This is a genomic window from Kluyvera sp. 1366 (genome assembly GCF_054823405.1).
The window spans coordinates 332,290-345,740 of record NZ_JBTRDW010000004.1 but is presented as its reverse complement, the minus strand read 5'-3'; the positions used below and the strand labels follow the sequence as shown (position 1 = coordinate 345,740).

Sequence of the window (13,451 nt, the reverse complement as noted above, 5' to 3'; positions counted from 1 at the left end):
AATACACCGATTTGCTCTCTATTTGCTTAATTAATCGGCAAATTATTCGCTAAGCTCTTTTTCCGTGTTAGCGAATGGGCAAAAGGTTGTTATGCTTGAAACAACTGGGCAGCATCCCCAGATATAGGGAGAATGCATGAAAACAGTGAGAATGACTGATTAACCGTCTTGTTACTGCGGAGTGAGACTGCAGCGCATAGTTTTCCCGGCGCGCCTCACGTAAAATCGGTACAGAATGTTGCCAATGAAATTTATCAGGAGACGGTAATGTCATACAGTGGCGATCGTGAATTTACTGCACCGCACATGGCGCTGGTGCCAATGGTGGTCGAACAAACCTCGCGCGGCGAGCGTTCTTACGACATCTACTCTCGCCTGCTCAAAGAGCGTGTGATCTTCCTGACTGGTCAGGTTGAAGATCATATGGCTAACCTGATCGTGGCGCAGATGCTGTTTCTGGAAGCTGAGAATCCTGAAAAAGACATTTACCTCTACATTAATTCGCCAGGCGGCGTGATTACTGCTGGGATGTCGATTTATGACACAATGAAGTTTATCAAGCCGGATGTCAGCACCATCTGTATGGGTCAGGCTTGTTCAATGGGTGCGTTCCTGCTGACAGCAGGCACCAAAGGCAAACGTTTCTGCCTGCCTAATTCACGTGTGATGATTCATCAGCCGTTGGGCGGCTATCAGGGCCAGGCGACGGATATTGAAATCCATGCGCGCGAAATCCTGAAAGTGAAGCAGCGCATGAATGAGCTGATGGCTGAGCACACTGGCAAATCGCTGGAAGAGATTGAACGCGACACTGAGCGCGATCGTTTCCTCTCTGCGGGCGAAGCGGTTGAGTACGGTTTGGTTGACTCAATCCTGACGCATCGCCAATAAGACACATCTGTCTGCCCCTTACGCTATAGTTAACGGGTAGCAGGCAGATGGGTTGAATGCATATCGGCCGTTGATGTACGGCCAGCGCCGTACAACAAATTTGGTCTGAGAAAGAAAAGAGGTTAGCTGATGACAGATAAGCGCAAAGACGGTTCAGGTAAGTTGCTGTACTGCTCTTTCTGCGGCAAAAGCCAGCATGAAGTCCGTAAGCTAATTGCCGGGCCGTCAGTGTACATTTGCGATGAATGCGTTGATCTTTGCAACGACATTATTCGCGAAGAGATTAAGGAAGTTGCGCCGCATCGCGAGCGTAGCTCACTGCCGACGCCGCATGAAATCCGCCATCACCTTGATGACTATGTTATCGGTCAGGAAAGGGCAAAAAAAGTGTTGGCTGTAGCGGTATATAACCACTACAAACGCTTGCGCAATGGCGATACCAGCAACGGCATTGAACTGGGCAAAAGTAACATTTTGCTGATCGGTCCAACCGGTAGCGGTAAAACACTGTTGGCCGAAACGCTGGCGCGCTTGCTGGATGTGCCCTTCACGATGGCGGATGCCACCACGCTGACCGAAGCGGGTTATGTGGGTGAAGACGTTGAAAACATCATCCAGAAGCTGCTGCAGAAGTGTGATTACGACGTGCAGAAAGCGCAGCGCGGCATTGTCTATATTGATGAAATCGATAAGATTTCTCGTAAGTCTGACAACCCGTCGATCACCCGTGACGTCTCGGGCGAAGGCGTACAGCAAGCGCTGTTGAAACTGATTGAAGGCACCGTGGCTGCCGTACCGCCGCAGGGCGGACGTAAACATCCGCAGCAGGAGTTCTTGCAGGTTGATACCTCCAAGATTCTGTTTATCTGTGGTGGCGCATTCGCCGGTCTCGATAAGGTGATTTCCCAGCGTGTTGAAACCGGGTCCGGCATCGGCTTCGGCGCAACCGTGAAGGGCAAATCCCAGAAGGCGAGTGAAGGCGAATTGCTGTCGCAGGTTGAGCCAGAAGATTTGATCAAGTTTGGCCTGATTCCTGAGTTCATCGGTCGTTTGCCGGTTGTGGCAACGCTGAGCGAACTGAGTGAAGAAGCGCTGATTCAGATCCTGCGTGAGCCGAAGAATGCGCTGACCAAACAGTATCAGGCGCTGTTCAATCTGGAAGGCGTAGAACTGGAATTCCGCGACGAAGCCTTAACGGCAATCGCTAAAAAAGCGATGTCACGTAAAACCGGTGCGCGTGGTCTGCGTTCTATCGTTGAAGGTGCGTTACTTGAAACCATGTACGACCTGCCTTCGATGGATGACGTTGAAAAAGTGGTGATTGATGAATCAGTCATTGAAGGTCAATCCGAGCCGATGTTGATTTATGGAAAGCATGAAGCCCAGGCTTCTGGTGAATAAATAAACAATTGCACCACGTTGTTATCTTAAAAAAGGGGAAAAATCTTTCCCCTTTTGTTTTTCTCTCGCCAGTGACATTGAATGTCGTACAAGCATCCCCATATACTCAATATCCTGTGGGTTTAACTGCAAAACCTCTATTGCGCGGTACCCATCACCTGGCGGACATTAAACTAAGAGAGAGCTCTATGAATCCTGAGCGTTCTGAACGCATTGAAATCCCCGTGTTGCCGTTGCGCGACGTGGTGGTTTATCCGCACATGGTAATTCCGTTGTTTGTTGGCCGGGAAAAATCGATTCGGTGCCTCGAAGCCGCGATGGATCATGATAAAAAGATCATGCTGGTTGCACAGAAAGAGGCTTCAACGGATGAACCTGGCATTAACGATCTCTTCTCAGTAGGGACCGTCGCTTCTGTATTGCAGATGCTGAAACTTCCAGATGGCACGGTAAAAGTGCTGGTCGAAGGTTTACAACGCGCGCACATCACCACGCTGGCTGATAATGGCGACCATTTTGTTGCCCAGGCCGAATACCTTGTCTCGCCAGAAATTGAAGAGCGCGAGCAGGAAGTGCTGGTGCGCACGGCCATCAACCAGTTCGAAGGCTACATCAAGCTCAATAAAAAAATCCCACCTGAGGTCTTAACCTCCCTCAACAGCATCGATGATGCGGCTCGTCTGGCCGATACCGTCGCAGCGCATATGCCGCTGAAACTGGCTGATAAACAGTCCGTACTGGAGATGTCCGACGTCAATGAACGTCTGGAATATCTGATGGCGATGATGGAATCAGAAATCGATCTGCTGCAGGTTGAGAAGCGCATTCGCAACCGCGTTAAAAAGCAGATGGAAAAAAGCCAGCGTGAGTATTATCTGAATGAGCAAATGAAAGCCATTCAGAAAGAGCTGGGCGAAATGGATGATGCGCCGGATGAGTACGAGGCGCTGAAACGTAAGATTGAAGCGGCCAAAATGCCGACCGAAGCGCGTGAAAAAGCCGAAGCTGAGCTGCAGAAGCTGAAGATGATGTCGCCGATGTCTGCAGAAGCGACCGTGGTGCGTGGCTACATCGACTGGATGGTTCAGGTTCCGTGGGTGGCGCGCAGCAAGGTGAAAAAAGACCTGCGTAAAGCGCAGGAAACGCTGGATATCGACCATTACGGTCTGGAGCGCGTCAAAGATCGCATCCTTGAGTATCTTGCGGTGCAGAGTCGCGTTAGCAAAATCAAAGGCCCAATTCTGTGCCTCGTTGGACCGCCGGGCGTGGGTAAAACCTCGCTGGGACAGTCGATTGCTAAGGCCACCGGACGTAAATACGTGCGTATGGCGCTGGGTGGCGTGCGTGATGAAGCGGAAATCCGCGGACATCGTCGTACCTACATCGGTTCTATGCCTGGCAAGCTGATCCAGAAAATGGCGAAAGTGGGCGTCAAAAACCCGCTGTTCCTGCTGGATGAAATCGACAAAATGTCTTCTGACATGCGTGGCGATCCGGCTTCAGCGCTGCTTGAGGTGCTGGATCCTGAGCAGAACATCGCGTTTAACGATCACTATCTGGAAGTGGATTACGATCTCTCTGACGTTATGTTCGTGGCGACCTCAAACTCCATGAACATCCCAGCACCGTTGCTTGACCGTATGGAAGTGATTCGTCTCTCCGGTTACACCGAAGATGAAAAGCTGAACATCGCGAAGCAACATTTGCTGCCGAAGCAGATTGAACGTAATGCGCTGAAAGAGAAAGAGATCACCGTCGACGACAGCGCGATTGTTGGCATCATCCGCTACTACACGCGTGAAGCGGGCGTGCGTAGTCTGGAGCGCGAACTCTCCAAGCTGTGCCGTAAAGCAGTGAAGGCGCTGCTGATGGATAAGTCGAAAAAGCACATCGTGATCAATGGCGATAATCTCAAGGATTTCCTTGGCGTGCAGCGCTTTGATTATGGTCGCGCAGAGAGCGAAAGCCGTGTGGGTCAGGTGACCGGTCTGGCGTGGACGGAAGTGGGCGGCGATCTGCTGACCATTGAAACCGCCTGCGTACCAGGTAAAGGCAAGCTGACGTACACCGGTTCGCTGGGCGAAGTGATGCAGGAATCGATTCAGGCCGCGCTGACAGTGGTGCGCGCGCGTGCAGAGAAACTGGGCATCAACGGTGATTTCTACGAGAAACGCGACATCCACGTGCACGTACCAGAAGGTGCGACGCCGAAAGATGGCCCGAGCGCCGGTATCGCTATGTGCACCGCGCTGGTGTCATGCTTAACCGGTAACCCGGTGCGTTCTGATGTCGCAATGACCGGTGAAATCACCCTGCGTGGTCTGGTTCTGCCGATTGGTGGCCTGAAAGAGAAGTTGCTGGCGGCACACCGTGGCGGCATCAAAACCGTGCTGATCCCGGACGAAAACAAGCGCGATCTGGAGGATATTCCCCAGAACGTGATTGCTGATCTCGAGATTCATCCGGTGAAGCGTATTGAAGAAGTGCTGAACCTGGCACTGGAAAATGCGCCTTACGGCATGCAGGTTGCGACCGCAAAATAGTGATTAGCGGCATAAACCGCTAAAAAGCGAAGCTGGCAGGCAAAATGGTGCTTGCCAGCTTTTTTTTGTGCCGCTAACTTAGTGGGCTGCTGGATCAACGATTAAGATGAATACCGTTGTTTCAGCTCCACAGGCTTGATATAACTGGCTGCGCGTTCGCACCGGGCGGGAAGCACGGGTGCGATGTGAATAATAAAAGAGGGGATGAAGAGAGTGAATAAGTCACAGTTGATCGACAAAATTGCTGCAGATGCTGACATTTCTAAAGCGGCAGCGGGACGTGTTTTAGATGCATTCATGGACTCCGTTACCGAAGCTCTGAAGGGCGGTGATGAAGTAGCACTGGTTGGTTTCGGTACTTTCTCTGTACGTGAGCGTGCAGCTCGTACAGGCCGTAACCCACAAACGGGTAAAGAGCTGACCATTCCGGCTGGTAAAGTTCCGGGCTTCCGTGCTGGTAAAGCACTGAAAGATTCCGTCAATTAATGACCGCTGATACATCCATTGAAGCATTTTCTTCCGTGGATTGAGGACGCAAAAGCCGTTCTCATGTAACATACGGGCACATCATTTTTGATGTGCTTTTTTTATTCTTGATGCGCGGCGATAGCCTTTGGTTGTTGTCTCCGCATGGTTGCCAACTGCCAGCCTGAACAGCAGTTGCACGATGATGACATCGTGTTAGAGCTTTACATTCACACTACAGCGGAGTGTTGTCATACCATGATGGACAATTTACGCGCGGCGTCGAATCATGTCGTGCTCAAGATTATTCTGGGATTGATCATCCTGTCTTTCGTACTCACCGGGGTGGGCAACTACCTGATCGGTGGCGGCGGTGATTATGCTGCCAAAGTTAACGGCCACGAGATCAGCCGTGCAGAGCTGGAGCAGGGTTATAACAACGAGCGCAATCGTCAGCAGCAGATGCTGGGCGATCAGTTCTCGCAGTTAGCCAGCAACGAAGGCTACATGCAGCAGATGCGCCAGCAGGCGCTGTCGCAGTTGATCGATCAGGCGTTACTTGATCAGTACATCAAAGATTTGCACATCGGCATCAGCGATGATCAGGTGAAACAGGCGATCTTCAATCAGAAAGCTTTCCAGACCAACGGTAAATTCGACAACGCCAAATACAGCGGCCTGATCACCAGCATGGGCTTCACTGCCGATCAGTATGCCGAAGCGCTACGCAAGCAGCTGGCGACGCAGCAGCTGATTAACGCAATTGCTAACACCGATTTCATGCTAAAAGGCGAAACCAGCAAGCTGGTGGATCTGGTGTCTCAGCAGCGTGAAGTGCGTCAGGCGGTGATTGATGTCAACGCGCTGGCGGCTAAGCAGACGGTCAGCGACGACGAAGTCAGCCAATATTACCAGCAGCATCAGAATAGCTTCATGGCGCCTGAACAGTTCCGCGTGAGCTACATCAAAATGGATGCCGCTAGCATGCAGGAAACGGCCAGCGAAGCGGACATTCAAAGCTGGTACGATCAACATAAAGCGGATTATTCACAGCCACAGCGTAATCGCTACAGCGTAATCCAGACCAGGACGGAAGCTGACGCTAATGCCGTGGTTGACGCGCTGAAGAAAGGCGAAGATTTCGCTGCGCTGGCAAAAAGCAAATCCATCGACCCAATCTCAGCCCGCAAAGGCGGTGACATGGGTTGGCTGGAGCCGAGCACTACGCCAGACGAGCTGAAAAACGCCAATCTGACGCAGAAAGGCCAGCTTTCCGGCGCTATCAAATCGTCGGTTGGCTTCCTGGTGGTGCGTCTGGATGATATCCAGCCGGAGCAGGTTAAGCCGCTGGCCGATGTTCATGACATCGTTGCCGATAAAGTAAAACAAGAGAAAGCGGTTGATGCCTTCTACAAAATTCAGCAGAAAGTCAGCGAAGCAGCCAGCAACGACAACGAATCGTTGGCGGGCGCCGCGCAGGCTTCCGGCTTGAAAGTGGTAGAAACCAACTGGATCACCCGCGATAACCTGCCAGACGAGTTGAATTTCGATCAGGTTAAACAAGCGATCTTCAACGGTGGTCTGGTAGGCCAGAATGGTGCGCCGGGTAACAACTCCGACATCATCTCTGTGGATGGCGATCGTGCCTTTGTACTGCGTATCAGCGAGCACAAACCGGAAGCGGTGAAGCCGCTGGATCAGGTAAAAGCACAGATCGTAGACTCGCTGAAGCATGATAAAGCGACGCAGCAGGCGAAAGCACAAGCAGATAAGCTGCTGGCCGATTTGAAAGCCGGTAAAGCGGATGCACTGAAGGCTGCAGGCCTGACGCTCAGCGCCAGCAAATCGTTCGATCGCAACGCGCAGGATCCTGTTGCTCAGTCGGCCTTCAATCTGCCACAACCTGCCGACAATAAACCGTCGTGGGGCGTGAGCGAAGATATGCAGGGCAATGTGGTGCTGATCGCGCTGGATAAAGTCAGCGCGGGCAACATGCCGCAGGCGCAGATCGATGAGATGGTAAAAGGCGTAACGCAGAATAACGCGCAAATCGCCTTTGAAGCGCTGCTGGAAAACCTGCGTAAAGAGGCGAAGATTAAGTACGGCGCCGCAGCACAAAACCAGTAAGCCTCACAAAAAAAGTTAAATCACTGCAATACCCGAAAGGCCGCTTATGCGGCCTTTTCCATTTCTGTAATTGCCCTTTTGAGCGTTGAATTGAGCTGTGACACCCTGCTGTTGCTGTCAAACACAAGGAGAAACACAGCATGGTTAAATCAACGTTTCAAGCCCTATGCATTACGCTGGCGCTGGGCGGCGCAGTTTATACCACCGGACTGGCGGCTGCCGAAAGTCCCAGTGAAACGCAGGCGACGCAAGTCTCCACGCCACAGGAAGGCCAGGTTAGCATCAATTCAGCCACCGCCGAACAACTGGCGGCTGGTATGAACGGTATCGGGCTGAAGAAGGCGCAGGCGATTGTCAGTTATCGCGAACAATACGGGCCCTTTACCGCCATTGAACAGCTCAAGGAGGTGCCGGGCATTGGTAGCGCCCTGATTGAGCGCAACAGCGCCCGGCTTAAACTGTGAAGCGTCTCGCGACTTTGAAGGATTGAAAAAGCCCGGATTCAGGCTGTGCTATGCTCAACAGGTCTTACCAGTTGTCATTCTCAGCCTGAACAAGGAGCAACAATGCAAACCACAATTAAAGTGCGCGGTTATCATCTGGATGTTTATCAGCACGTGAATAACGCGCGCTATCTGGAATTTCTGGAAGAGGCGCGCTGGCAGTGGCTGGAGGATGTCGATGCGTTTCATTGGCTGATGGAGCAGCAACTGGCGTTTGTGGTGGTGAATATCAACATCAACTATCGTCGTCCGGCGGTATTGGGCGACGTACTGAATATTGAAAGTGAAGTGTCACAGCTCAGCGGTAAAAGTGGCATCATTGCGCAGCGTGTCTTGCTGGCGAGTGATAGTTCGGTGGTGGCCGATGCCGCGCTGACCTTTGTCTGTATCGATTTGCGTACGCAAAAAGCGGTGCCGATGGAAGGGGAGTTGCGCGAGCGTCTGGCGTCATTGATGGTCGAAAATGAATAACTGGCGCCGATGACGCCAGTTTACCCTGCGGCCTAAATCAGTTGAGGCCGCTTTTTTGTTTCATCGCTGCCATCACCGCCGGCGCGTTCGCCTGATAATCTGCCAGGCCACGGGCGCGTAAATGACAGGCCGCGCATTCGCCACAGCCATCACCTTTTACGCCGTTGTAGCAGGTAAGCGTTTCAGCGCGCACCAGCGGCAGTTGCTGCCAGTAATCGGCCAGCGCCCAGGTTTCCGCTTTATTTAGCCACATCAGCGGCGTCTCAAAGCGAATATTGCGCGCCATGCCGAGGCTGACGGCGTTATTCAGTGCTTTAACAAACTCATCACGGCAATCCGGGTAGCCGGAGAAATCGGTTTCGCACACGCCGGTGATCACCGCTTCGGCTTCGACCTGATAGGCATAAATCGATGCCAGCGTCAGGAACAGGATATTGCGGCCCGGTACAAAGGTACTCGGCAAACCGCTGGCATTGGGATCATAGGTCGGCACCGGAATGTTGTCGCGCGTCAGGCTGCTGACGGCTAACTCGTTGAGCAGCGTAACGTCCAGCACTTTGTGTGCGCGCGCGCCCAGCTTGTGCGACAGCTCAGCCGCAACCTCGATCTCTTCACGATGGCGTTGGCCGTAATCAAAAGTAACGCAATGCACTTCATCATAATGTTGCAGCGCCTGAATTAAACAGGTGGTGGAGTCTTGTCCGCCACTGAATACCACAACGGCTCGTTTCATTTTTTCTTCCCCAAAAATCAGTGCGCTTATGGTACTGGCTCGGACGCAGGCTGAACAGCGCTAGCTGTGGTTGGCGGCGGAATCCAGGCGCGGGTGAAATCAAACCATCCCAAACTATTAAGCTGGATGCCCTCCACGCCGGGCGGCGCAAAAACCTGATAGCGATAGTTAAACAGCGGCAGTAAGTGGCCATCGCACATCAGCTGCTGAAACAGTTGCTGAGTCAATTCACCGCGCTGCAGTGCATCAGGTTGTTGGGCAATCGCGCTCAGTGGCGTTTGCAGAACCTGTTCGCGCAGCGGCTGCCAGACCGGATCGTTCTCCAGCCAGTTCACCAGCGTAAACAGTGGTGCATCGCCAATCAGTCGATCGCCCATCACCACATCGGCCTCACTGAGATCGCTATCGTCACGCCAGCTTTTTACGTCATGGAAGATGCAGGTGAGGGCGCAGCCGTGTTGCGCCAGCAGTGGAATCAACGCCTGTGCCATCACATGCAGTTCGACCGGCAAGTGGTAATGCAGCGTTAATGTGGGCGGCAGTGCAATCGTCTCTCTTTCGGCGCGCGGTACCGGCCAGCCAGGCAGCAGCTCATGGCTCGGTGTGATTAAACCCTCATCCAGCGGCAGTTGCTGAATCACACCACTGCGCTGAATCAGGGCAATCAGCGATTGGGCCTGTTCGGCACTGAAGTTCGCCGAGATGCGTGGCGCCAGATAGCAAAATCCCAGGCTGATACTGCGATCAACCGGACGTAGCGAGCCGAGTTCGTCAGGATCGCCAATGGCGATTTGCACCGGATGGCTGCAGCTGGTGCCGAGATCACGATCAAACAGCTGCGGTGTGATCCAGTATTCCATCCGCTGGATCAGCGGGCGCTGCAAATGCCAGCGCGCATGGCTCTCCAGCCGCACCATCTCAGCGGTGAAATGCGTGAGTTTCCACGGCCCGCTACCGATATCGGTGAATTCAGGATGCGGTAACAGACAGAACTGATGCGCCAGCCGCTGCGGCAGCCAGTAATCGCTTTCGCGCAGTTGAATATGTATCGCTAGCGGATGCGGCGCTTCAATCTGTTCAATCGCCGCCAGCAGCCGCGAACCGCGTGGCGAATGCCTGATCTGTTGCAGCTGCTCAACCAACTGTGCCGCCTGCACCGGTTCATCGTTGTGCCAGCTGAGCTGTGGGCGCAGCCAGAAATACCAGTCACGGCCGCTGGCATCATGCTGCCAATGGTGAGCGAGATCGCCTTCAACATCGTTATCGCGAAAACGCGTTAACCCGGAGAAAACCTGGCGCGCCAGATGTTGCTCGGCGCGTCCGGTCAGCTGCAGCGGACGCAACGGCTCCATCGCGCGGTAGTAAGGAATGCGCAGCACCGGCGATTGCTTCTGCCACTGACCGCCCATCAGTGGTCGCAGCAATTTTACTAATCGCTCGGGATGCAGATCGAGCACCTGCAGCGCCTGTACCGCCTCGCCGGCGTCGAGTTGCTGCGTTAACAACTGCTGGCGCAGCTGTTCCGGCGACACCAGGAAAGTTAGCTCACCCTGTTTGCCACGCCCGGATTCACCGCGCCACTGCAGCCAGCCGGCATCCTGCCACTGACGCAGCAGCGTGCGCAGATGGCGCTCGCTGCAAAAGCAGTGTTGCGCCATCGCAGCGACGCTAAGGCGTTGCGTTTCGCCGTGGCTGAGTTGCCACAGGCGCTGAAATTGATTGACCCGATGAAGTTCACGCATAGCTAAACCCGGAACAGTTTTTAAAAAGTATTCACTATTAGTTCCGTAATTACCAGGCGATAGTAGCTGCCTCACACAGACAGGAGAATTCGCATGGCTCGCCTCGCGGCATTTGATATGGACGGCACGCTGTTGCTGCCTTCGCACCGGTTAGGTAATGAAACGCTGGCAAGCCTGCATGCGTTGCATCAACGCGGCGTCACGTTGGCGTTTGCCACCGGGCGCCATCTCATGGATATGCAGCGAGTACGCGAACAAATCACCTTGCCTGCGTGGCTGATTACCGGTAACGGCACGCGCATTCACGATCTTGAAGGCAACCAACTTTACGGCTGCGATTTATCGCCATCGGTGGCGGAAGAGGTGATTCATACGCATTGGCAAACGCCGGCCTCGATTCATGTTTTCAACGATGAGGGCTGGTTTACCGATAAGTCGCTGCTCGGCGCGCTGGAAGCGCATGCGATGAGTGGCTTCCATTATCAGCTGCGCGATTTGCGTCAGATGTCGGCGCATGAAGTCACGAAAATCTGTTTTATTGCGCCACATGAAATGTTGCAGGCGTTAAAAAGCGAATTGCAGGCCGCGTTGGGCGAGCGGGCCAACATTTGCTTCTCTGCGTGGGATTGTCTGGAGGTGTTGCCGGTCGATTGCCATAAAGGCGCGGCATTGGGACGTTTGTGCCAGCATCTTTCGCTGTCGCTGGCGGATTGTATGGCGTTTGGCGATGCCATGAACGATCGCGAAATGCTGGAACGTGTTGGCAGCGGTTTCATCATGGGCAACGCCATGCATCAACTGAAAGCGTCGTTGCCCCATTTACCGATTATCGGACATTGCGAGACACAGGCGGTGTCTCACTACCTTAATCACTGGATGACCACACCACACCTCGATTATTCCCCCGAATGCTGAGGCTTACAGTGAACCGGACAGGACGTCCGGTTTTTTATTGCAGCTTACGCACCCATGGCGCAATGTCGCCGATATTCTGCTCTACCCACTGCGCATTGTAATAGGTGTCGGGATAGCGCTCACCGCTGTCACACAGCAACGTCACCAAAGAACCCTGCTCGCCGTTTTCCCGCATGCGTTTTGCCACCTGCATCATGCCCCAGAAGTTGGTGCCGGTTGAAGCGCCAGGGCGACGTCCCAGCACCTTTTCCAGCTGCAGCATTGCGGCGATAGTCGCGCCATCCGGCACTTTCGTCATCTCGTCAATCACGTCGGGTAAAAACGACGGTTCCACGCGCGGACGACCAATGCCTTCAATCAGGCTGCCGCGTTCGCTGCGCAGCGTTTTGTCGCGGCTCTGCCAGTAATCAAAGAAAACTGAATGCTGCGGATCGACCACCAGCAGGCGCGTGTCATGGCCCTGATAGCGGATATAGCGGCCCAGCGTTGCCGAGGTGCCGCCGGTACCGGCGCTCATGATCACCGTATGCGGCACCGGGAAGGGTTCGTGTGACATCTGGCGGAAAATGCTTTCGGCGATGTTGTTGTTGCCGCGCCAGTCGGTGGCACGTTCTGCGTAGGTGAACTGGTCCATAAAGTGGCCGTTGAGTTCACGTGCTAAACGCTCGGATTCGCTGTACAGCTGGCAGGGATCGGCGACGAAATGGCACTCGCCACCGTAAAAACCAATCATCTCGATTTTGCGTTTCGCGGTGCTGGCGGGCATCACAGCGATAAAGGGCAAACCGAGCAAACGCGCGAAGTAAGCTTCCGATACCGCAGTACTGCCGGATGAGGCTTCAATAATCGGTGTATTTTCGTGGATCCAGCCATTCGCCAGGCCATAGAGAAACAGGGAACGCGCCAGTCGATGTTTTAAGCTGCCGCTGGGATGGGTGCTTTCATCCTTAAGATAGAAGTGAATGCCGGGAAAATCATCCAACTTAAAGCGGATCAGATGCGTATCCGCGGAGCGCTGAAAATCGGCGTTAATTTCATTGATGGCGTGGCGAACCCAGGGCGTTTGCATGTGGCATTTCCGTAATCATTATTGCGCACAGTGTAAGGCACTGGCAGGAAAAAGAGGTTGCTTTAATCACGGTATAATGGTGCGCTTAGAGAAAATTTTTCTCCGGGAGTGGCAAATGTTAGATAAAACTGACCGCACTTTGCTGGCAATGCTGCAGCAGGATTGCACGTTGTCGCTGCAGACGTTGGCCGATGCGGTGAATCTCACCACCACGCCATGCTGGAAACGCCTGAAAAAACTGGAAGATGATGGCATTATTCGTGCGCGCGTGGCGCTGGTGGACGGCGAAAAAATCGGTCTGTCACTTACCGCTTTTATGTTTGTCAAAACTCAGCAGCACAGCAGCGAGTGGTTTAAGCAATTTGTCGCCGTGGTGCAGCAAATGCCGGAAGTGATGGCGTTTTACCGCATGGCGGGCGAGTACGATTATTTGCTGCGCATTCAGGTCGCGGACATGAAGAGTTACGACAGCTTTTATAAGCGCCTGGTGAACGGCGTACCGGGACTGATAGATGTGACCTCCAGTTTTGCCATGGAAGAGATTAAATACACCACCGCCTTGCCGGTAGCGCCCTAACGGGCACAGAAAGA

At 53.5% G+C, this 13,451-nt stretch carries 12 protein-coding genes; 9 read left to right on the top strand and 3 right to left on the bottom strand.

Annotated features, from left to right (window positions below; genetic code table 11):
- The first annotated feature begins 267 nt into the window (after positions 1 to 267).
- The 7 genes from clpP to ACVLVH_RS10970 all read left to right on the top strand — a co-directional run bounded on the left by clpP (position 268) and on the right by ACVLVH_RS10970 (position 8,401).
- Positions 268 to 891: an ATP-dependent Clp endopeptidase proteolytic subunit ClpP gene (gene clpP, locus ACVLVH_RS11000; RefSeq protein ID WP_007886971.1), complete on the top strand. Its 624-nt coding sequence runs from the start codon at positions 268 to 270 to the stop codon at positions 889 to 891.
- A 129-nt stretch (positions 892 to 1,020) separates the two neighbouring features.
- Positions 1,021 to 2,292, top strand: coding sequence for an ATP-dependent protease ATP-binding subunit ClpX (gene clpX, locus ACVLVH_RS10995; RefSeq protein WP_008103932.1), 1,272 nt, complete (start codon positions 1,021 to 1,023; stop codon positions 2,290 to 2,292).
- A gap of 188 nt (positions 2,293 to 2,480) precedes the next feature.
- On the top strand, positions 2,481 to 4,835 hold the full coding sequence (lon, locus tag ACVLVH_RS10990; protein ID WP_101762422.1) for an endopeptidase La: 2,355 nt from the start codon (positions 2,481 to 2,483) through the stop codon (positions 4,833 to 4,835).
- Between the two features lie 213 nt (positions 4,836 to 5,048).
- The gene (gene hupB / locus ACVLVH_RS10985; RefSeq protein WP_036648244.1) at positions 5,049 to 5,321 is read left to right on the top strand and encodes a nucleoid-associated protein HU-beta; all 273 of its coding nucleotides are present in this window, start codon (positions 5,049 to 5,051) and stop codon (positions 5,319 to 5,321) included.
- A 237-nt stretch (positions 5,322 to 5,558) separates the two neighbouring features.
- Entirely contained in the window at positions 5,559 to 7,427 is a 1,869-nt protein-coding gene (gene ppiD, locus ACVLVH_RS10980) for a peptidylprolyl isomerase (RefSeq protein ID WP_110867834.1), read from the top strand.
- 140 nt (positions 7,428 to 7,567) lie between these two features.
- Complete coding sequence (locus ACVLVH_RS10975; protein ID WP_101762421.1) at positions 7,568 to 7,891, top strand: ComEA family DNA-binding protein; 324 nt, start codon at positions 7,568 to 7,570, stop codon at positions 7,889 to 7,891.
- A gap of 102 nt (positions 7,892 to 7,993) precedes the next feature.
- A complete protein-coding gene (locus ACVLVH_RS10970; protein WP_192414031.1) occupies positions 7,994 to 8,401 on the top strand; it encodes an acyl-CoA thioesterase in 408 nt (135 codons plus the stop codon).
- Positions 8,402 to 8,438: 37 nt separating this feature from the next.
- On the opposite strand, the gene queC is transcribed toward ACVLVH_RS10970, so the two are convergent.
- The gene (gene queC / locus ACVLVH_RS10965) at positions 8,439 to 9,134 is read right to left on the bottom strand and encodes a 7-cyano-7-deazaguanine synthase QueC (protein WP_101762419.1); all 696 of its coding nucleotides are present in this window, start codon (positions 9,132 to 9,134) and stop codon (positions 8,439 to 8,441) included.
- 26 nt (positions 9,135 to 9,160) lie between these two features.
- Positions 9,161 to 10,876 carry an SgrR family transcriptional regulator gene (locus tag ACVLVH_RS10960; protein ID WP_192414033.1) on the bottom strand — a complete coding sequence of 572 codons (1,716 nt, stop codon included), beginning with the start codon at positions 10,874 to 10,876 and terminating at the stop codon, positions 9,161 to 9,163.
- 93 nt (positions 10,877 to 10,969) lie between these two features.
- Between ACVLVH_RS10960 and cof the strand changes: the two genes are divergently transcribed.
- Positions 10,970 to 11,791, top strand: a complete 822-nt coding sequence (cof, locus tag ACVLVH_RS10955; protein WP_192414035.1) for an HMP-PP phosphatase — start codon at positions 10,970 to 10,972, stop codon at positions 11,789 to 11,791.
- 34 nt (positions 11,792 to 11,825) lie between these two features.
- Here the strand turns inward: cof and ACVLVH_RS10950 are convergent, their stop codons facing one another.
- Complete coding sequence (locus ACVLVH_RS10950; protein WP_192414037.1) at positions 11,826 to 12,860, bottom strand: PLP-dependent cysteine synthase family protein; 1,035 nt, start codon at positions 12,858 to 12,860, stop codon at positions 11,826 to 11,828.
- 115 nt (positions 12,861 to 12,975) lie between these two features.
- On the opposite strand from ACVLVH_RS10950, the gene ACVLVH_RS10945 reads away from it, so the two are divergent.
- The gene (locus ACVLVH_RS10945; protein ID WP_110867833.1) at positions 12,976 to 13,437 is read left to right on the top strand and encodes an Lrp/AsnC family transcriptional regulator; all 462 of its coding nucleotides are present in this window, start codon (positions 12,976 to 12,978) and stop codon (positions 13,435 to 13,437) included.
- Positions 13,438 to 13,451: the final 14 nt, after the last annotated feature.

What these genes read in the sequence shown, in the direction of transcription:
- clpP (WP_007886971.1), top strand. Translation starts at nt 268, where the DNA reads ATGTCATACAGTGGCGATCGTGAATTTACTGCACCGCACATGGCGCTG.
- clpX (WP_008103932.1), top strand. Translation starts at nt 1,021, where the DNA reads ATGACAGATAAGCGCAAAGACGGTTCAGGTAAGTTGCTGTACTGCTCT.
- lon (WP_101762422.1), top strand. Translation starts at nt 2,481, where the DNA reads ATGAATCCTGAGCGTTCTGAACGCATTGAAATCCCCGTGTTGCCGTTG.
- ppiD (WP_110867834.1), top strand. Translation starts at nt 5,559, where the DNA reads ATGATGGACAATTTACGCGCGGCGTCGAATCATGTCGTGCTCAAGATT.
- ACVLVH_RS10975 (WP_101762421.1), top strand. Translation starts at nt 7,568, where the DNA reads ATGGTTAAATCAACGTTTCAAGCCCTATGCATTACGCTGGCGCTGGGC.
- ACVLVH_RS10970 (WP_192414031.1), top strand. Translation starts at nt 7,994, where the DNA reads ATGCAAACCACAATTAAAGTGCGCGGTTATCATCTGGATGTTTATCAG.
- queC (WP_101762419.1), bottom strand. Translation starts at nt 9,134, where the DNA reads ATGAAACGAGCCGTTGTGGTATTCAGTGGCGGACAAGACTCCACCACC.
- ACVLVH_RS10960 (WP_192414033.1), bottom strand. Translation starts at nt 10,876, where the DNA reads ATGCGTGAACTTCATCGGGTCAATCAATTTCAGCGCCTGTGGCAACTC.
- cof (WP_192414035.1), top strand. Translation starts at nt 10,970, where the DNA reads ATGGCTCGCCTCGCGGCATTTGATATGGACGGCACGCTGTTGCTGCCT.
- ACVLVH_RS10950 (WP_192414037.1), bottom strand. Translation starts at nt 12,860, where the DNA reads ATGCAAACGCCCTGGGTTCGCCACGCCATCAATGAAATTAACGCCGAT.
- ACVLVH_RS10945 (WP_110867833.1), top strand. Translation starts at nt 12,976, where the DNA reads ATGTTAGATAAAACTGACCGCACTTTGCTGGCAATGCTGCAGCAGGAT.